This is a genomic window from Bradyrhizobium icense (assembly GCF_001693385.1).
Taxonomy (GTDB): Bacteria; Pseudomonadota; Alphaproteobacteria; order Rhizobiales; family Xanthobacteraceae; genus Bradyrhizobium; species Bradyrhizobium icense.
This window is the reverse complement of sequence record NZ_CP016428.1, coordinates 633,985-651,277: the sequence shown is the minus strand read 5'-3', so window position 1 is coordinate 651,277 and position 17,293 is coordinate 633,985. Positions and strand designations below refer to the sequence as shown.

Annotated in this window: 19 protein-coding genes and 2 tRNA genes; 2 read left to right on the top strand and 19 right to left on the bottom strand. The window is 62.3% G+C overall.

The window, feature by feature from the left end:
- Position 1: 1 nt before the first annotated feature.
- From tnpB to LMTR13_RS03095, 17 genes are all read right to left on the bottom strand, one after another.
- Complete coding sequence (tnpB, locus tag LMTR13_RS03175) at positions 2-349, bottom strand: IS66 family insertion sequence element accessory protein TnpB (RefSeq protein WP_065726633.1); 348 nt, start codon at positions 347-349, stop codon at positions 2-4.
- Positions 346-747 carry an IS66-like element accessory protein TnpA gene (gene tnpA, locus LMTR13_RS03170; protein WP_065726632.1) on the bottom strand — a complete coding sequence of 134 codons (402 nt, stop codon included), beginning with the start codon at positions 745-747 and terminating at the stop codon, positions 346-348. Before tnpA ends, tnpB begins: the two co-directional genes overlap by 4 nt.
- A 22-nt stretch (positions 748-769) precedes the next feature.
- Positions 770-1,612, bottom strand: coding sequence for a type IV secretory system conjugative DNA transfer family protein (locus tag LMTR13_RS03165; protein ID WP_065726631.1), 843 nt, complete (start codon positions 1,610-1,612; stop codon positions 770-772).
- Positions 1,609-2,169, bottom strand: a complete 561-nt coding sequence (locus tag LMTR13_RS40225; RefSeq protein WP_156795403.1) for a hypothetical protein — start codon at positions 2,167-2,169, stop codon at positions 1,609-1,611. Before LMTR13_RS40225 ends, LMTR13_RS03165 begins: the two co-directional genes overlap by 4 nt.
- A 332-nt stretch (positions 2,170-2,501) precedes the next feature.
- Positions 2,502-3,704, bottom strand: coding sequence for a tyrosine-type recombinase/integrase (locus LMTR13_RS03155; RefSeq protein WP_065726629.1), 1,203 nt, complete (start codon positions 3,702-3,704; stop codon positions 2,502-2,504).
- Positions 3,705-3,865: 161 nt separating this feature from the next.
- Positions 3,866-3,941 (bottom strand) — tRNA-Phe (locus tag LMTR13_RS03150).
- Positions 3,942-4,079: 138 nt separating this feature from the next.
- Positions 4,080-4,286 carry a DNA gyrase inhibitor YacG gene (gene yacG / locus LMTR13_RS03145; protein ID WP_065726628.1) on the bottom strand — a complete coding sequence of 69 codons (207 nt, stop codon included), beginning with the start codon at positions 4,284-4,286 and terminating at the stop codon, positions 4,080-4,082.
- Entirely contained in the window at positions 4,276-4,899 is a 624-nt protein-coding gene (locus tag LMTR13_RS03140; RefSeq protein ID WP_057845441.1) for a Maf-like protein, read from the bottom strand. Before LMTR13_RS03140 ends, yacG begins: the two co-directional genes overlap by 11 nt.
- 250 nt (positions 4,900-5,149) lie before the next feature.
- The gene (locus LMTR13_RS03135; RefSeq protein ID WP_065726627.1) at positions 5,150-5,617 is read right to left on the bottom strand and encodes an arsenate-mycothiol transferase ArsC; all 468 of its coding nucleotides are present in this window, start codon (positions 5,615-5,617) and stop codon (positions 5,150-5,152) included.
- Positions 5,618-5,728: 111 nt separating this feature from the next.
- Positions 5,729-6,232, bottom strand: coding sequence for a UPF0262 family protein (locus tag LMTR13_RS03130; protein WP_065726626.1), 504 nt, complete (start codon positions 6,230-6,232; stop codon positions 5,729-5,731).
- Entirely contained in the window at positions 6,229-7,524 is a 1,296-nt protein-coding gene (gene hisD / locus LMTR13_RS03125) for a histidinol dehydrogenase (protein ID WP_065726625.1), read from the bottom strand. The genes LMTR13_RS03130 and hisD overlap by 4 nt, the downstream gene beginning before the upstream one ends.
- A 223-nt stretch (positions 7,525-7,747) precedes the next feature.
- Positions 7,748-8,185 (bottom strand): DUF2948 family protein, encoded by a 438-nt coding sequence (locus LMTR13_RS03120; RefSeq protein ID WP_065726624.1) that lies wholly within the window; start codon positions 8,183-8,185, stop codon positions 7,748-7,750.
- Positions 8,186-8,203: 18 nt separating this feature from the next.
- Entirely contained in the window at positions 8,204-9,493 is a 1,290-nt protein-coding gene (murA, locus tag LMTR13_RS03115; protein ID WP_065726623.1) for a UDP-N-acetylglucosamine 1-carboxyvinyltransferase, read from the bottom strand.
- Positions 9,494-9,666: 173 nt separating this feature from the next.
- On the bottom strand, positions 9,667-10,491 hold the full coding sequence (locus LMTR13_RS03110; RefSeq protein ID WP_065726622.1) for an alpha/beta fold hydrolase: 825 nt from the start codon (positions 10,489-10,491) through the stop codon (positions 9,667-9,669).
- A 133-nt stretch (positions 10,492-10,624) separates the two neighbouring features.
- A complete protein-coding gene (locus LMTR13_RS03105; RefSeq protein ID WP_065726621.1) occupies positions 10,625-11,125 on the bottom strand; it encodes a hypothetical protein in 501 nt (166 codons plus the stop codon).
- Positions 11,126-11,302: 177 nt separating this feature from the next.
- Positions 11,303-13,009 (bottom strand): FAD-dependent oxidoreductase, encoded by a 1,707-nt coding sequence (locus LMTR13_RS03100; RefSeq protein ID WP_065732385.1) that lies wholly within the window; start codon positions 13,007-13,009, stop codon positions 11,303-11,305.
- 78 nt (positions 13,010-13,087) lie between these two features.
- Positions 13,088-13,288 carry a hypothetical protein gene (locus tag LMTR13_RS03095; RefSeq protein ID WP_065726620.1) on the bottom strand — a complete coding sequence of 67 codons (201 nt, stop codon included), beginning with the start codon at positions 13,286-13,288 and terminating at the stop codon, positions 13,088-13,090.
- Positions 13,289-13,638: 350 nt separating this feature from the next.
- On the opposite strand from LMTR13_RS03095, the gene LMTR13_RS03090 reads away from it, so the two are divergent.
- Positions 13,639-13,713, top strand: a tRNA-Thr gene (locus LMTR13_RS03090).
- 127 nt (positions 13,714-13,840) lie between these two features.
- On the opposite strand, the gene LMTR13_RS03085 is transcribed toward LMTR13_RS03090, so the two are convergent.
- Complete coding sequence (locus LMTR13_RS03085) at positions 13,841-14,605, bottom strand: Crp/Fnr family transcriptional regulator (RefSeq protein ID WP_065726619.1); 765 nt, start codon at positions 14,603-14,605, stop codon at positions 13,841-13,843.
- A 370-nt stretch (positions 14,606-14,975) separates the two neighbouring features.
- Entirely contained in the window at positions 14,976-16,016 is a 1,041-nt protein-coding gene (locus LMTR13_RS03080; RefSeq protein WP_065726618.1) for an HD-GYP domain-containing protein, read from the bottom strand.
- Positions 16,017-16,273: 257 nt separating this feature from the next.
- Here LMTR13_RS03080 and LMTR13_RS03075 point away from each other — a divergent pair, with 257 nt between their 5' ends.
- Positions 16,274-17,293 (top strand): glycoside hydrolase family 16 protein, encoded by a 1,020-nt coding sequence (locus LMTR13_RS03075; protein ID WP_236843270.1) that lies wholly within the window; start codon positions 16,274-16,276, stop codon positions 17,291-17,293.

The window sequence follows — 17,293 nt, the reverse complement described above, 5'->3', positions numbered from 1 at the left end:
GCTATCCGACCCGCGTTGGTCGCAGCGCTTCTTGAGGGTTGCGCCAATCGATTCCGGACAACAGATAGCTCATCTGCGCCGGTGAGATCGTCACTGCTTCGCCCGCAACCGATGGCCAGATGAACCTTCCTCTCTCGAGTCTTTTGGTGAACAGGCATGCCCCCTGGCCATCGTGCCAGATCACCTTCACAAGATCGCTTCGGCGACCGCGGAACACGAACAGATGACCGCTGAGCGGGTCCTTGCGCAGCACCTCCTGCACCTGGAGTGCCAACGACGGAAAGCCTCGGCGCATGTCCGTGTAGCCTGTCGCCAGCCACACTCGCGCGCCCGTCGGAACCGGGATCATCGGCGTACCAAAGCATCGAGAACGCGACGTAGCGCGTCGCCATCAACGTCGCCATCGACCCGGATGCGGTGCCCGCTACCAAGATCAATCTCGATGATGCCCTGGCTCTTCCGTCGACGCGCCGCCGTCGTCGTCAATGGCACTTCGGCCACCTCCCGCGGCGGCGCAGACGGCCCAATCTCGACCGGCACGAACGGCGCTGTACTCGCTTCACCATGCTTGCAAAGCTCTTTGCGCCACCTGAACAGCTGGCTCACATGAAGGCCGGCCATGCGAGCCACCTCGGAAACACTGGCTCCGGGCTCGAGCGATGCTCCAACAAGCCGTTCCTTCTCATCCTGCGACCACCGGCGCCGCCGCTCGACCGATGTGATAACCTCTGCCCGCGAAATCGTCATAGCGCTTCTCCTAGGATTACCCCTAGGACCTGCAGCCCTCGCGTCCCTCAAACAAGACGGCCTTTGGCGGAGGGATACCGATTTTTTGATCCTTCTTAATAACCAAGTGGGCTTCGTCGATGTAGACGAAGGTCGGCTTTTTCCTGTGTTCTGGAATAAGGGCTCGGGCCGTCCCAGCAGCCCATATCTGAGCGACGAAGAGCCTGCCGAGAAACCCGCACCCTTCAGCCCCGCACTTGGCCTGCGAGTTATCTATAACGATGACCTTGCCAGCATCCATTTCCTTTCCGATGTGGAAACGCGTCTTTGGAGCGCTAAGCATTGCGCCGATGAGTGGCTTTTTGATAATTCCCCGAAGTCTCCATTGAAGCTCCGAAGCAGTGTCCCTGTAATTATCCCATTCGTGTAGAAAGAAACTGGACACGTCGTCAGGAAGCTTTTCGATGACACTCAGATACGGACGTGGGCCTTTGCTGACGATCTCCCATAGCAAGTTTAGGCTTGGGTTGGGAAATTCGAGGATTGCACCGGCGAGTGTTTCAAAGAAAACCCGTTGCTTTGGAGTGATGTTGGTTTCCAGTAATCCACTGAGCATGTACGCGAGCTGGGAAATGACATGATCGCCTTTCGGAACATCGAAGGGGTTGATTGCTACGGGCTCTGCTGGATCAACAACAATGAGGCGATCACCGAGTGCGAGATTGCGGATAGCGCCGGTCAATTCACCTTTTGAATCCAGGATAACGACCGAGCAATCTCGTTGGAGGTCCTGGCCGACCATATGGGTCAGCAGGTTCGTTTTACCGGACCCCTGTTGGGCAACAACCCACTGACCGCTGCAGCGTGTGTCTAAATCAATACTCATAACTCAAATGGCTTCGGCCGCCACCGCTCTTCCTCGGCTTCTCTTTCATCTTCCTCTTGCTGAAGCTTGCGCTGGCGGTCCTCCTCTTTCTCCCGCACTATACGTTCCTTCTCCTCCTCTTTTTCGCGAACCATGCGCTCCTTTTCTCTCTTTTCGTCCCTTTGGACACGAGCCTCAGATTCAAGGCGCGATGTGAGTTTTTGGCGAGCGGCTTCCCATGCTGCATCTCGTGAGTTTTTCCGCTGGGTGACGAGCTGATTGTATGGGGTATGGTCTAGGCAGTGATAGACATATTGTTCAAGTGTCCAATCGAGGTTGTACAACCGAATGTATTCTTCATAATTGTCGTCGGCGTTTTGTCCGGCTTCATCCCAAAGTTCTCGTATCCGAGGATCATCAAATTGGCTCGTACCTTTCTTATATTCTTTAGGTACGTAAGTTTCGACTGCTTGCGAATAATGCTCTGAGGAGCAGAACCAAAAATCAGAAATTGCGCAGGTGGTATTAGTTTTGTCGGGACTGCCGCAAACCAAACACCTGTCTGAGACGTAGCGCATTCCTATTAAGCAGCGCTTTTGATCGAAGCGCGTTTGGCTCTGTTCTCAAGCCACTCAATGATTTCATCTCGCCACCACACAGGTGGACTGTTTCTGTATTCATCTAATTTGAAGCAGCGGGGAAATCTCCCGCTCTTCATCATGCGCCAAATCTGAGTGCGACTATACGGTATTCCAAGTTCCTTGATTCCTTTGAAGTTGATGACGGCTCTCATGTGACGCGCCTCCTTTCCGGCGCGACACTTCATCTAGCATACCGGGGACAGAAGTTTTTGAGTGGGAATAGAAATTTTTGGACTTGATCTAAGGAAATACCGTTCGCAAGAGGTCTGTCATGCGGCTCGGCATCGGGCAGCATCTCTGAAGCGGTCGAGCAGATCGGCCCATTGCTGCATGAGTATGGTTCGCTCATCGAGGTACTGAGCGCGATTATAGGCGCGTCGCACGTCATCCTCATCCTGGTGTGCGAGTGCCACTTCTATAACATCAGGATCAGCAACCCGTCGCTCGTTGAGTATTGTGGAGGCGGAGGTCCGAAAGCCGTGGGCTGTGACTTCTTCTTTGTCGTAGCCCATTCGACGCAAGGCGGAGTTCATTGCGTTTTCGGAAAGCGGTTTCACGCTTGATCGAATGGATGGAAACAAGAGGCCATTTCCCGGCGTCAGGTCCCACATTTCCCGAATAACAGCCAGCGCTTGACGCGAGAGTGGTACGTCGAATGGCTTGCGCATTTTCATGCGTTCGGCCGGTATTCTCCATAGCGCCTTTGGAAAGATGATTTCTGATTTGCACATTTGACGCACTTCGCCCGGCCTGACCATGGTGAGTGCGAGGAAGAGAAGCGCGGCTCGGAGCGTCGGCCATCCGTCGTACTCGTCGATTGAGAGCATGAGTGCGCCAAGCTGGCGCTCATCAGTGATCGCGGGGCGATGCGTTACCTCAACCTTCAGGAGAGCGCCTTTAAGCGCGGTCGTGGGGTCGAGCGGCGCCCGGAGCGTTCGGACGGCGTAACGGAAAACACTACCAAGGGTGCCCCGTAGGCGATGTGCAGTGTCTCGGCGTCCGCTTTGCTCGATCCGCTGCAAGAGCAACAATATCTCCGCTGACGTTACCTCAGCGATCGGTCGCCTTGTCAGCGAAGCAGCAAGGTCTTGCAGTAGCCATTTGTTTTTTGAGATCGTTGATTCGGATGCGCCCTCGGTTCCGAGGCGGGCGATGTACTCGGCCGCGACAACCCCGAAGGTGTTTGCCGCCGCGATTGAGGCAGTAACCTTGTCCTGCTCGCGTTTCCGGGCAGGGTCCACGCCGGTCGCAAGCACGGCCCGCGCTTCGTCGCGCTTTGTCCGAGCCTGCGCGATGCTGATGTCTGGGTATGACCCAAGCGAGAGCATCTTTTCCTTTCGATCGAACTGATAGCGGAAGCGCCACAATTTGCTTCCGCTCGTTTCGATCAAGAGGTGAAGACCATTTCCGTCCGAAAGCTTGTAGGGCTTGTCCTTCGGTTTTGCCGCCTGGACCGCAACTTGCGTAAGCATGGGTAGGCTCCTCGGCGTCGAAGAGTTGCTACCCAGCATCCTACCCAGAATTTTGTGGGCTGTCACAGGTGACAGCGATGCACCATGGTGGGTTAAACGGCTGCGATTGCTGGATTTTTAGGTCACCATGGCGAACAATGTTGCACCGTGGAATGGCCTGATGGTGCCCAGGGGCGGGATCGAACCACCGACACTGCGATTTTCAGTCGCATGCTCTACCAACTGAGCTACCTGGGCATACTCGAAGGCCCAAAGGCCGCACCGAGCGGGCGGTTTATAGAGAGGTCGGGCGGCTGTGTCCACCCAGCTTCGCCGTTGGCTTCGCTGGGCTCGGCCCGCCGCCGGACTCGTCCCCAACTAATTGGCAAAACTTGACTATTCGGCGTCTTCGGGGTCGGTGGGGCGGCCGGGGATGACGTAGCGGCCGGAGAGCCAGCGGTTCAGATCGACGTCGCGGCAGCGTTTGGAACAGAAGGGAAGCGTGGCCGGGTCGGCCGGCTTGCCGCAGACCGGGCAGGGTTTTTGCGGCGGCTTGGTCCCGCCGGCATCCTTCCCGCCGTCCTTGGGCGGCTCAACTGGCATTGAGCCAGCCGAATCGGATCGGGAAGCCCTCCCCGCCCAATAGCGTGACCGATTCGTAGAGCGGCAGGCCGACGACGTTGCTGTAGGAGCCGACCATCTTGACCACGAAGGAGCCGGCGATGCCCTGCACGGCGTAGCCGCCGGCTTTGCCGCGCCATTCGCCGGAGCCGATATAGGCCTGGATGTCGTCCTCGCTGAGGCGCTTGAAGCGGACGCGGGTCTCGATCAGGCGCTGGCGGAACGCCTCCTTCGGCGTCACCAGGCAGATCGCGGTGTAGACGCGGTGATTGCGCCCCGAGAGCAGCCGCAGGCACTGCGCGGCCTCATCCACCAGATTGGCCTTGGGCAGAATGCGACGGCCGACCGCGACAACGGTGTCGGCGGCGAGGATGAAGGCGCCGCGCAGCTCGTCGTCGAGGTGGACGGATTTCAGCGCCGCGTCGGCCTTGGCCCGCGCCAGGCGGTTGGCGCAGGCGCGCGGCAGCTCGCCCCGCTTCGGGGTTTCGTCGACATCGGCCGGCCGCAGCGCGTCGGGCTCGATGCCGGCCTGGTTGAGCAGGCTGAGCCGCCGCGGCGAACCGGAAGCAAGAACGAGTTTGGGACGGCCAAGCATGCTGGATATGTCGGGGATTTGGGATTCGGATGGAGGCGCGCGCGGAACCTATCGGAAGGCACTCCATTCCACAACCAGGGAACAAGTGATTGTAAGGACTTTGATTCTTCCGTCGTCCCTGCGAAACGCAGGGACCCATAACCACAGGCGGTTGTCACGGGAATGACGGCGAGCGATTGGCACTTCCTCAAATCGCTGGGCCGCGGTGTATGGGTCCCAGCGTTTCGCAGGGACGACATCGAGGCTTTGTCTACCCGCTCGCGGCGCCCGCCTTGGCGAAGCGGCGGCGGATGCGCATCAGGAGGCCGTCGCAGACGTCGCGGTAGGCGGCGAGCTTTTGCTCTCGGTTGCCTTCCGCGTCGGTCGGGTCCGGCGTCGGCCAGTATTCGACATCGGCGGCATGCGTGCGCGTCAGCTCCAGCGCCTTGTGGTGGGCTTCCGGCGACAGCGTGATGATGAGGTCGAAATTGAGCCCTTCCCAATCCTCGAGCTCCTCGAACGTGATCGGCTTGTGGCTGGAAATATCCTGGCCGAGTTCGGCCATCACGGCGACCGCGAACGGATCGAGCTCGCCCTTCTTGACGCCGGCGGATTTCACGTAGAGCCCTTGCGGAAACATCTGCTGCAACAGGCTCGCCGCCATCGGCGAGCGCACGCTGTTCAGCCCGCATGCGAACAGCACGGCCTGCGGATTGCGCGCGCGGGGCGGCGCCTCCATGCGGTCAGGCTTCTCTCTTCCGGAGCGCGACTTCGCTGCGCGCGGAGCTCGGCGTCATGCTTTCTCTTTTACGCATGACCTTGTCCGAAAACCGCTTCGCACTTTTCGGCGTCATGCGTCCTGCCCCTTCCAGTGCAGCACGCAGATCAGCGTAAACAGGCGGCGCGCGGTCTCGAAATCGACGCGGACCTTGCCCTTCAGCCGATCCTGCAGCGTGCGCGAGCCTTCGTCGTGGATGCCGCGGCGGCCCATGTCGATCGCCTCGATCTTGTCGGGCGTCGCGGTGCGGATCGCCTGGTAGTAGCTGTCGCAGATCATGAAATAGTCCTTCACGATCCGCCGGAACGGCGTCAGCGACAGCAGATGCGCCACCACGGGCGTGCCGTCCTCGTGGCGGATGTCGAACATCAGCCGGTTGCCGGTGATCGCGATGTGCAGCGTGAACGGCCCCTGCACGGCCCCTTCCGGCGCGAACAGGTTCTGCTCGATCAGGTCGTAGATCGCAATCGCCCGCTCGTGCTCGATATCGGGACCGGAGCGGCCGATCGACTCCTCGTCGAGCGTCACCGCGACGATGCGGTTGTGCTGGTCATCGTCTGGTGGCGGCTTGTTCATGGCAAATTGAGGCGCAATCCGACGGAGCGTGAATGGGCATCCAAACCCTCGGCCTTGCCCAAGGTCATCGCGGCAGGCCCCAGCGCGCGCAACTGGTCCGGCCCGCATTTGAGAATCGAAGTGCGCTTCATGAAGTCTAGCACGCCGAGCCCCGACGAAAACCGCGCCGAGCGCGCGGTCGGCAGCACGTGGTTGGAGCCGCCGACATAGTCGCCGATCGCTTCCGGCGTATGGGAGCCAAGGAAGATCGCGCCGGCGTTGCGGACCTTTGCCGACAACGCTTCCGCATCCGCGGTCATGATCTCCAGATGTTCGGCGGCGATCGCGTTCGCAAGCTCCACCGCCTCGTCGAGCTTTTTCACCATGATGATGGCGCCGAAATCGTTCCACGAGGCCCGCGCGATCTCGGCGCGGGGCAGCGTCGCAAGCTGTGACTCCACCGCGCGCTCGACCTCAGTGGCCAGGTCTGCGCTGTCGGTGATCAGGATCGACTGCGCGCTCGCATCATGCTCGGCCTGCGCCAGCAGATCGGCGGCGATCCAGCCGGCATTGGAGGTCGCGTCGGCGATGACGAGCACTTCCGAGGGACCTGCGATCATGTCGATGCCGACCTTGCCGAACACCTGCCGCTTGGCGGCGGCGACATAGGCATTGCCGGGGCCGACGATTTTGGCGACCGGCGCGATCGTCGCTGTGCCATAGGCCAGCGCCGCCACCGCCTGCGCGCCGCCGACGCGATAGATCTCGGAGACGCCGCCGAGATGGGCGGCCGCCAGCACCAGCGGGGTGAGCTTGCCATCCGGCGACGGCACCACCATGACGACCCGCGGCACGCCCGCGACCTTGGCCGGCACCGCGTTCATCAGGACCGAAGAGGGATAGGCCGCCGTGCCGCCGGGCACATAGAGCCCGACCGCATCGACCGCGCTCCAGCGCCAGCCGAGCTCGACGCCGAGCGCATCGGTAAAACGCTCGTCCTTCGGCAACTGCCTCTGGTGGAACGTCTCGATCCGGTCGCGGGCGAATTTCAGCGCGTCGATGGTGGCGGCATCGCAGGCCTCCACGGCCGCGTCGATCTCGGCCGCGGTTACACGGAGGCCCGCCGGGTCGAGTTCGAGCCGGTCGAATTTCCTGGTCGCCTCGATCAGGGCGGCGTCGCCGCGCGCGGCCACGTCATCGACGATTGCGCGGGTGGCACGCTCGACATCGGCCGAAACCTCGCGCTTGGCGGCGAGGAATTGCTTGAATCGTGAACCGAAATCGGCGCTGCTGGTATCCAGGCGGACGGGCATGGCGGCTTTCTGGGAGAGATCGAAGGCCCCTGCTCAATGGCGCGGCGGTCAAGGGCCGTCAACCCTCCACGTCGTCCCTGCCTAGTGCGCAATTGCGCACGGGCGCAGGGACCCATAACCACCAATGTCCGGCTTGGGCACGCTGAGGCGACAAACCTCTTCCACAACACGCATTTGTAGTTGGGTCCCCGCGGTTCGCGGGGACGACGGACGGGGATACCCCCTACCCCTCCGGCCCCAGGGGCGCTACCGCCAGGTCGCTGGTGCCGAGGTCGGTCAGCTCGCATTCCAGGCACTCGAGGTCCAGCCGCAGCGCCTCGCCATGGCTGAAGAGGAGAAGCGCGCTGCCGCCGGGGGCCTCGCCCGGGTGGAATTCGATCCCGACCAGTTCCAGCATCGCTTCACGCCGCTGCAGGTCGATGTTGCGCGATTTGCAGGCCAGCACCCGGTCGAAACGCAGCGCGGCGATCAGGCGGCGCGGTTCGGTTCCGCCCGACAGCGTCTGCTCCCAATCCAGCCGGCTCATGCCGACCACCAGCCGCTTTTCGCCCTGCCGCCAGACGATATCGGAGGCCAGCACGCGGGCGTCCTGCACATGAGCCGATATGACGGCGAGATCGTCGGCGTCGAGCGCAATCAATTTGAGCGGATCCGCCGGCATGAGGTCCTCAATAGCCTCCTAATCGCTGATGCGCTGGATCAACGCACCGCAGCCCGAAAGTTTTTCCTCCAGCCGCTCGAATCCGCGATCCAAATGATAAACGCGGTTGACCATGGTTTCGCCCTCGGCGGCAAGGCCGGCGATGACCAGCGAAACCGAAGCCCGCAAATCGGTCGCCATGACCGGCGCGCCGCGCAGTTTGGCGGTGCCGTCGATGGTCGCGGTCTCGCCGTCCAGCGATATACGCGCGCCAAACCGCGCCAGTTCCTGCACGTGCATGAAGCGGTTCTCGAAGATGGTCTCGGTGATCTGCGAGGAACCGCCGGCGCAGGCCATCAGCGCCATCAACTGCGCCTGCAGGTCGGTCGGAAAGCCCGGGAACGGCGCGGTCGATACCGTCACCGGTTTTATCCGGGCGCCGTTTCTGGCGATGCGAATGCCGTCTTTGTTGACGGAGATGACGGCGCCGGCTTGCGCCAGCACGTCGAGCGCCGACTGCAAGAGTTCTGGACGGGCGCCGGAAAGCTGCACATCGCCGCCGGTCATGGCGACCGCCATCGCATAGGTGCCGGCCTCGATCCGGTCGGGCAGCACGGTGTGGCGTGCGCCGTGCAGCTTCTCGACGCCCTCGATGATGATGCGCGGCGTGCCGGCGCCGGTGATGCGCGCGCCCATCTTGTTCAGGCAATCGGCGACGTCTGTTATCTCCGGCTCGCAGGCGGCGTTGGTGATGGATGTCGTGCCTTTCGCGAGCGTCGCCGCCATCAACGCGACATGAGTGCCGCTCACCGTCACCTTGGGGAAATCGATCGCAGCCCCGCGCAGGCCGCCAGGCGCCTTCGCCACCACATAGCCGCCGTCGATGGCAAGCTCGGCGCCGAGCTTTTCCAGCGCCATGATCAGGAGATCGACAGGCCGCGTGCCGATCGCGCAGCCGCCCGGCAGCGAGACCTTTGCCTCGTGCATGCGCGCCAGCAGCGGCGCGATCACCCAGAAGCTGGCGCGCATCTTCGATACGAGTTCATACGGCGCCGTGGTGTCGATGATGTTGGCCGCCGAGATATGCAGGGTCTGGCCCTGATACTGGCCGTCGCCCGGCCGCTTGCCCGCGGACATGATGTCGACGCCGTGGTTGCCGAGGATGCGCTGCAACTGCGCGACGTCGGCCAGCCGCGGCACGTTGTCGAGGATGAGGGTTTCCTCGGTCAGGAGCGCCGCGATCATCAGCGGCAGCGCGGCATTCTTCGCGCCCGAAATGGCGATGGTGCCGTTGAGCTTGCTGCCGCCGACGATACGAATGCGATCCATGCCATCCCCTCTTGCTATGCACGCATCACGCATTATGAGCGCGCGTGTCCGTAGCAGGAGCGGCGATATTTGCGGCGATTTGATGGGGACGCCTAACCAGCAGCCGTCATTCCGGGGCGATACGCTAGCATCGAACTAAGGGGCGCCCCGGAATGACGTTCATGCTCTGACGCTTACGACCGGATGAACGCGAGCAAATCGGCGTTGATGGTGGCGGCTTCCGTGGTCGGCATGCCGTGCGGAAAGCCCTTGTAGGTCTTCAGCGTACCGTTCTTCAGAAGCTTCGCCGACAACGGCGCGGAGTCCTCGTAAGGCACGATCTGATCGTCATCGCCGTGCATCACCAATACGGGCACGGTGATCTTCTTGAGGTCCTCGGTGAAGTCGGTCTGCGAGAAGGCGACGATGCCGTCGTAATGCGCTTTGGCACCGCCCATCATGCCCTGGCGCCACCAGTTCTCGATCACCGCTTCGGACGGCTTGGCGCCCGGCCGGTTGTAGCCGTAGAACGGACCGGCCGCGATTTCGCGATAGAATTGCGAGCGGCCGGCCGCGAGCTGGGCCTGAAAGCCGTCAAACACGTCTTTGGGCAAGCCGCCGGGGTTGGCCGGAGTCTGCACCATCAGCGGCGGCACGGCGCTGAGGATCGCGGCCTTCGCCACCCGGCTCTCGCCGTGGCGGGCGATGTAATGCACCACCTCACCGCCGCCGGTGGAATGGCCGACGTGAACGGCGTCCTTGAGATCGAGATGCGCCGTCAGCGCCGCGAGGTCGTCGGCGTAATGATCCATGTCGTGGCCGTCGGCCACCTGGCTGGAGCGGCCATGGCCGCGGCGGTCGTGGGCGATGACCCGAAAGCCGTTGTTGAGGAAGAACAGCATCTGCGCATCCCAGTCGTCCGCCGACAGCGGCCAGCCGTGGCTGAACACGATGGGCTGACCCTTGCCCCAATCCTTGTAGAAGATCTCGACGCCGTCTTTGGTGGTGATGGTGGGCATTACGAATTCTCCTCTTGTCAGGTCGTCATTCCGTGACACGCGTCTTCGCCTGGACCCGGAATCTGGATGTGGTGGAACGAGATTCTCTGGCGCGCAAGAGCGCCCCATAGTTTGCGCTGGCGACGATAAAGCTTCACGCCGGCCTGTATCGCCTGAGCACGCCGATGATCACGACGACGAAGAAGATCAGCACGATACCTTGCGCGATGGCGAACGGCGGCTCGGCCGGCGGCACGCTCGGCGCCAGCGCATGCAGCACCGGCACTTTGAGGAAGGACTGGATCACCAGCACGAACACGTTGAGATAGAGCGAGACCAGCGCGGTCAGCGCGTAGATCCAGCGCCAGGCGCCGGCGAGCTTCATGCCGTAGAGCGCAAAGCAGGCGATCGCCAGCAGCACCAGCGAGAGAATGCCGAAAATATGCGACGGCAACAGCTTCTCGGACAAAAGAGGCGGAATCACAAATCCCGACGCGCTGGTCAGGATCGTGAATGACAGGAAGATCGCGGTCAGACCCGGCATCCGTTTCGAACCGAGCATTCCGAACATCACGACCAGGCCCGCAACGATGGCAATCAGGCTGATGATGACATGCACGAGAACAAATGTCGCCAAACTCATACCCAAAATCATGATGCGCCCCCTTCGTTGGAAATCTTCTAAACGTTACGACGTGGCGCGAAGAATTTCCACACGCATCGCGTGCGGCGGCGGCAAGGCAGGCATGTGCGCGGATGCAGACACATCAACGAAAATTGTATGATGCACGAAATATTTGCACTGCTGTCACAAATGACAGCAGCGGCGACGCTATGGCGACGGCTTCGCGGCATCGGCGAGATAGCCATGCAGCGCGGCCACCACCTGCGCGCCCTCCCCGATCGCGCCGCCGACGCGCTTGACCGAGCCGGAGCGCACGTCGCCGACCGCGAACACGCCGGGCACCGAAGTTTCCAGGGGCGGCACCGGACGTCCCTGATTCTGCTCGGACTGCGCACCCGTCACCACAAAGCCCGCGCGGTCGAGCGTGACGCCGCAGCCGTCCAGCCAATGGGTCGCCGGGTCGGCGCCGACGAACAGAAAAAGGTTACGGACGTCAAAACCGTGCTGTTCGGGCGCCAGCCGGCTCCTCCAGCGCACGCGTTCGAGCGATCCATCCCCGCCGCCCTCGACCGCAATCACCTCGGCGTTGAAGACCAGTTCGATGTTGGGTGCCGCCTCGATCCGTTCGATCAGATAGCGCGACATGCTGGCGCCGAGCCCTCCGCCGCGGATGATCATGTAGACCTTGCGCGCATGGCCGGACAGAAACACCGCGGCCTGGCCTGCGGAATTGCCGCCGCCGACCAGCACGACATCCTGGCCGACGCACAGCTTGGCCTCGATCGGCGAGGCCCAGTACCAGACGCCGCGGCCTTCGAACGCGTCGAGATTTTCGATCTCCGGCCGCCGGTAACGCGCCCCGCTCGCCACCACGATGGACTTGGCGCGCAGCGACTGCCCGCATTCGGTGGCCAGCGCGAACACGCCGTCGCGCTGCGAGCAATCCAGCGACCTCACCGAAACCGGAATCAGCATTTCGGCGCCGAACTTCTGCGCCTGGTTGTAGGCACGGCCCGCGAGCGCCTGCCCCGAGATGCCGGTAGGAAAGCCCAGATAGTTTTCGATGCGCGCGCTGGCGCCGGCCTGGCCGCCGAACGCCCGCGCATCGAATACCGCCACCGACAACCCTTCCGAGGCGGCATAGACCGCTGTGGCGAGACCAGCGGGACCGCCGCCGACCACCGCCACATCGTAGAGCCTCTCATGCGCATGGTTGGTGATCATGCCAACCGCCAAAGCCAGCGACGTCTCCGACGGGTTGCGCAGCACGCTACCGTCAGGGCACACCACCAGCGGCAGATCGGCCCGCGAGGCCGAATAGCGCGCGACGAGATCGGCCGCGTCCTTATCGGTCGCGGGATCGAGCACGTGGTGCGGCTGGCCGTTGCGCGCCAGAAAATTCTGCAACCGCGCCGTGTCGCCGAGCGACGGCGAGCCGATCAGCACCGGCCCGCCCACGCCGCCCTGGATCAGGCTGACCCGGCGCAGGATCAGCGCGCGCATGATGCGCTCGCCGAGTTCGGCTTCCGCAACCAGCAGCGCGCGCAACTGGTCCGGCGGGATCAACAGCGTTTCGACATCGCCCTCGGCATGGCCGTCGACGAGCGCGACGCGGCCGGAGAGTTGTCCGATCTCGGCCAGGAATTGTCCCGGTCCCTGATCGATGACGGGCGTGACATGGCCGAGGCCGTCGCGCTGGGTGATCGCGACCGTTCCCGACAGCACCACGAACATGCCGGGACCGACCTTGCCGGTCTCGAACAGGGTTTCGCCATCCTTGTAGGTCCGAAGCTCCCCGAACCGGCGCATGCGCATGATTTCGTGGTCGGTGAGCGCCGGGAATGTCTGTTCGTACCGAGGAAACGCGATGGAAGCCGCGCCGGTCGCCGGACCGGCCGTGATGTCTGCACTCATGATCGCCACCCAAGGAAACAACAACTGCGCAAAGAGCTGTCAGGCCGCCCGGCGAGCGATCGGGGATTCTCCTCGATGCTACTGGCCCGGCTTTTCTCCGCTGGCGTCATCTAGGGAGGCATTGGGGCTTTCGGAAGATGCGCCGGAATCACTGCGCCCGCGCGCCTGCGACTTCCGCCGCTTCAGATTTTCGCGCAGCGCGAGCTTCAGCCGGTCGCGTCGTGAATCCTTCACATCCGCAGCCGTCTTCCCCGCGCCCTTGCCTTGATCACCCGTCATCGTCAGTCCGCCAATATGCCTTGCTTATGCCTTTGGTCGAAACGGCGTCAGCGACACCGTGGCTCGAAGATAATCGGTTTCGGTCAGCCATGCCGCACCCGGGCCGTCAGGCGCCGCCCCGCACCTGACTGCAAGCAGCGGAAGCTGGGATTCGGCGGCTCAGGACAAGGTCGGGAACCGGTGCAAGGCCCGGAAGTTGCCCGATCGCCTCAAGTCCCGATGGTCGGCGTCGATTTTACCCCATTTTGGTGCTTTCCAAGCCTGCCCGCGCGCTTGCACCAGAAGGGCCCTTGTGGCAAGAACCGGCCGCCTGTAGGGGCCTTTAGGGCCGATTCCCTGATACCGGGCATGCTGCCGTAGCTCAGTGGTAGAGCACTCCATTGGTAATGGAGAGGTCGACAGTTCAATCCTGTCTGGCAGCACCAGTCTTCCCTGAAACATCAGCCACAAGGCGCGCGTCGGGTGTGCGCGGTCATTCGCTTCCTCGAAAACATTGCGATTTCTTGCGCGTCGTCGTGGCCGTCTGTAGGCGGTTATGCAAGCTTGAAACGATCATACACCGTGGAGTTTGTCGGCCGACGCAAAATGCTGGTGCGACCCCACGGCTTCATGCGGGACGATCCGATCCGTTGCACTACGTATGATGTCGTAGCATTCACAGGCAGCTTCCTCGAGCCGCGGCCTGTCGATTTCGACCAAGCCCCGCCGAGCGGATCTGATGGCACCTAAGGCGCGAAGTTTGGCAATCACCTGCGTCACGGTCGTTCGTCGCACCCCGAGCAACTGCGAAAGCGCCTCCTGCGTTAGTGACAGGATGTTGTTGTCCTCAGTTCGATCGTGCAGGTGAAGCAGCCACCGGGCCATGCGGGCCTCGACCGAGTGCAGTCCGTTGCACGCTGAGACGTGCTGGAACTGCATGAGTATCGACCTCGTGTGCGCCTCGACCACATGTCTGATGGCGGCGCTCTCCATGTAGGCTGCATGAAACCGCGACACGGAGATTTGCGAGGCGGTGCCGCCCACCCGCACGACCGCGGTCACGGACGACAAGAAAGAGGGTCCCAGCACCGATAATGCCCCGATCGCTCCCTCGCGCCCGATTACCGCGGTTGCGATCGTTTCTCCGTTCGGAAGGCCAACCATGAAGGTGATGGCCCCGCTATGAGGAAAGTAAACATGGTGGCGTCGATCTCCCGCTCGTATCACCACGGTGTCCTGTTCGAGCAACACCTGTTGGAGATGGGGCGCGAGCAGCGCGAGGTCTGCCGGCGGCAACGCGGCGAGAAGACGATTACCGGCGCTAGCCGGACGGCCCATCACGAGAGACTTCTTCCCTCAGAAGAACACGCAGCCCTCCTGGAATGTCTTTGGCAGGAATGTCTTCTGCGCTGCGCCGACACTAGCTCCACTTCCATCGTGTATCATGGCCGATACGATACTTGCTGAGTACCCTACGGCGCCGCGCCGGTAAAGGTACGGCGCCCCTTCGGTAATCGGGCGGAACCGCTTCGACACCAGCCCTCGGGACCGCTCGCGCGGCCAAAAAGCTCAACAAATCCAGTTGGCGGGGTGTTTCTTGCGACAGTTCATTCCTGTCTGGCAGCACCATCTCTCCCAGACGACCGACCTCGATCGGGAAATCAGCCCGGGAGCGGGATCATTCCGCGTGGATTATCGGCAGGCCCGCTCACGACCCGAGCGCGACGCTGCGGAACGCCCTGACGAGGGATCCTTCCAGCTTGCCCTCCATGCCGCACAGGATCTGGTAGGCGGCGGGCCGCGGCATCGGCGGCCGGTAGGTTCTCGACTCGATGAGCGCGGCGAAGATGTCCGAGATCGTCAGCAATCGGACCAGATCGGAAATCTGCGAGGCCTTCAGTCCATCCGGATAACCGGAGCCATCAAGATATTCATGATGGTGCCTCACGCCGTCCAGAATCTCCTGACTGATGCCGGTTACGCCCTTCAAGAGATCATATCCGATCACGGGGTGGCGCTTGATGATCTCCTCCTCGTCGGGGTCGAGGCGTCCCGGCTTGTCCAAAATCGACAGCGGGATGCGCGCCTTGCCGATGTCGTGAAGCGTCGCCGCCAGTCCGAGCCGCGATACATCCGCGCCGGAGAACCCGATATCGAGCGCGAAGCCGACTGCAACGCCGGTGACGAGCAGGCAATGCTGAAACGTGCCCTCGTGGTAGCGGCGCACCTCGTCGAGCCATGCCGAAAGGCCATCCTGCCCGACGCGGTTAATGATCTTCGACGTCGCACGCTTCGCATCGGCAACTTTCACCGGCTTGCCCAGGCGCACATTCGAAAACATCGAGGCGAAGGCGGCCACGCCTTCGTCCATCTCCGACCCCGAAATTGCGGCTTTGTCCCCGGCGGCCGCTTCCGTCGCTTCGATCTGCGCAACCTTGGCAATTGCTTCCTTGGCGCGTGAAACGACCGCGGTCGCGCCGAGCGCATAGGCCTGCGCAACCATCGAACGGGAGAGATTGTGAACGACGAACAGTTTCTCGGAAATGCCGGCAAGGTCCCGCAATATGAACCTGAGTTGATCGACGCGCGGCATCTGCCGCAGGTCGACGTCGACCATCAGCACGCCATGCGACCTGATCCGGGTGCCGTCGCCGCCCAGCAGCCAGGGTACTACGGCGTGCTGCGGCTCGAACATCGCACGCACCGCAGGCAACTTCGTCGGTTCGTCTGTGACAAAATAGACGAGCATCTCAGGAAGAGTCCGTACGCACCAATATTGAAGAAACCGTCTCTCAACGTTGAAGAACTGAAAACAAATTGAACGATCGATGGTTTGAAAGGCCGAACCCGCACTCGGCGCCATCGGCATCAAGCGCTCTGACGCACCTCATTCTTGGACATCAGGACTACCTTGCCGTTAAGCGTCCACCTCGTATAACTACGTACCTCGAATGAGGTATGCACGCCGGTCGCCGCCGAAGGACCATCAGATCGAGGGCATCGTCCGTGAGTGATCCGCTGTCGTCGCGACGCGAACCGGCAAGCAAGAGACTGACGCCGTGCGCTTTGGTCGCGATCGGCGGCCTGTTCGCCGGCCCGGCGCTGGCGCAGGCCGATCTCGCCGCCGCGACAGCCAAACTCACGCTGCAGGTTGCGACCGCCATGCTTGGCGAGCGCTGCCGCCGCGTCGAGGCGCCGAACCCCGCATCGTTCGCATCGGTATCGCTGCACCGGACCTTTCACGATGATTTCGACGCGCATCCGCTGCTGGATGGTAGATGGGCGCCGCATTACGCCGGCGGCGCTGCCTGGCCGGAAGCGCGTTACTGGGGTGGCGAGGGCTCCGACTTCAGGCGCAAGACCAGCTACAATGGCGAACAGCAGATCTATGTCGATCCGCGTTATGGCGGGCGCGAAACAACGCCGCTCGGCCTCGATCCGTTCAAGGTCAAAGACGGCGTTCTCTCGATCGTCGCCAGCCGGACCCCGCCAGCGCTGAAGACCGTGCTGTTCAATAATGAATATATTTCGGGCATCCTGACGACCCAGAGCCGGTTTGCCCAGAAATACGGATATTTCGAAATCCGCGCCAAGGTGCCGGTCGGCACCGGCGTGTGGCCGGCATTCTGGATGCTGGCCGATGACGGCGGCTGGCCGCCGGAAGTCGACATCATGGAGGGCCGCGGGCAACGGCCGGGCGACATCGTGATGACGACACATTGGCGGATACCGGAGACGCAGCGCGTGGAGCGCTGTGGGTTTGACTTCATTGTGCCGGACGCCCCGACCGCGTTCCACGACTACGGCGTGCTGTGGCAGCCGGATCGCATAACCTATTTCATCGACCGACAGCCGGTCTCCGAGATCAAGGTCCCGGTCGGCTTCCACGAACCCATGTACATGATCGTGAACCTTGCGATGGGCTCGAAGACTCTCGAGGGCGTGGGATTCGTCGATGGCGAATCTCCCAATATTGTCGCATTCGAGATCGACAGGATATCCGCCTACCAAATCGACGAACGCTGA

What these genes read in the sequence shown, in the direction of transcription:
- tnpB (WP_065726633.1), bottom strand. Translation starts at nt 349, where the DNA reads ATGATCCCGGTTCCGACGGGCGCGCGAGTGTGGCTGGCGACAGGCTAC.
- tnpA (WP_065726632.1), bottom strand. Translation starts at nt 747, where the DNA reads ATGACGATTTCGCGGGCAGAGGTTATCACATCGGTCGAGCGGCGGCGC.
- LMTR13_RS03165 (WP_065726631.1), bottom strand. Translation starts at nt 1,612, where the DNA reads ATGAGTATTGATTTAGACACACGCTGCAGCGGTCAGTGGGTTGTTGCC.
- LMTR13_RS40225 (WP_156795403.1), bottom strand. Translation starts at nt 2,169, where the DNA reads ATGCGCTACGTCTCAGACAGGTGTTTGGTTTGCGGCAGTCCCGACAAA.
- LMTR13_RS03155 (WP_065726629.1), bottom strand. Translation starts at nt 3,704, where the DNA reads ATGCTTACGCAAGTTGCGGTCCAGGCGGCAAAACCGAAGGACAAGCCC.
- yacG (WP_065726628.1), bottom strand. Translation starts at nt 4,286, where the DNA reads ATGCCAGTTGAGCCGCCCAAGGACGGCGGGAAGGATGCCGGCGGGACC.
- LMTR13_RS03140 (WP_057845441.1), bottom strand. Translation starts at nt 4,899, where the DNA reads ATGCTTGGCCGTCCCAAACTCGTTCTTGCTTCCGGTTCGCCGCGGCGG.
- LMTR13_RS03135 (WP_065726627.1), bottom strand. Translation starts at nt 5,617, where the DNA reads ATGGAGGCGCCGCCCCGCGCGCGCAATCCGCAGGCCGTGCTGTTCGCA.
- LMTR13_RS03130 (WP_065726626.1), bottom strand. Translation starts at nt 6,232, where the DNA reads ATGAACAAGCCGCCACCAGACGATGACCAGCACAACCGCATCGTCGCG.
- hisD (WP_065726625.1), bottom strand. Translation starts at nt 7,524, where the DNA reads ATGCCCGTCCGCCTGGATACCAGCAGCGCCGATTTCGGTTCACGATTC.
- LMTR13_RS03120 (WP_065726624.1), bottom strand. Translation starts at nt 8,185, where the DNA reads ATGCCGGCGGATCCGCTCAAATTGATTGCGCTCGACGCCGACGATCTC.
- murA (WP_065726623.1), bottom strand. Translation starts at nt 9,493, where the DNA reads ATGGATCGCATTCGTATCGTCGGCGGCAGCAAGCTCAACGGCACCATC.
- LMTR13_RS03110 (WP_065726622.1), bottom strand. Translation starts at nt 10,491, where the DNA reads ATGCCCACCATCACCACCAAAGACGGCGTCGAGATCTTCTACAAGGAT.
- LMTR13_RS03105 (WP_065726621.1), bottom strand. Translation starts at nt 11,125, where the DNA reads ATGATTTTGGGTATGAGTTTGGCGACATTTGTTCTCGTGCATGTCATC.
- LMTR13_RS03100 (WP_065732385.1), bottom strand. Translation starts at nt 13,009, where the DNA reads ATGAGTGCAGACATCACGGCCGGTCCGGCGACCGGCGCGGCTTCCATC.
- LMTR13_RS03095 (WP_065726620.1), bottom strand. Translation starts at nt 13,288, where the DNA reads ATGACGGGTGATCAAGGCAAGGGCGCGGGGAAGACGGCTGCGGATGTG.
- LMTR13_RS03085 (WP_065726619.1), bottom strand. Translation starts at nt 14,605, where the DNA reads ATGGGCCGTCCGGCTAGCGCCGGTAATCGTCTTCTCGCCGCGTTGCCG.
- LMTR13_RS03080 (WP_065726618.1), bottom strand. Translation starts at nt 16,016, where the DNA reads ATGCTCGTCTATTTTGTCACAGACGAACCGACGAAGTTGCCTGCGGTG.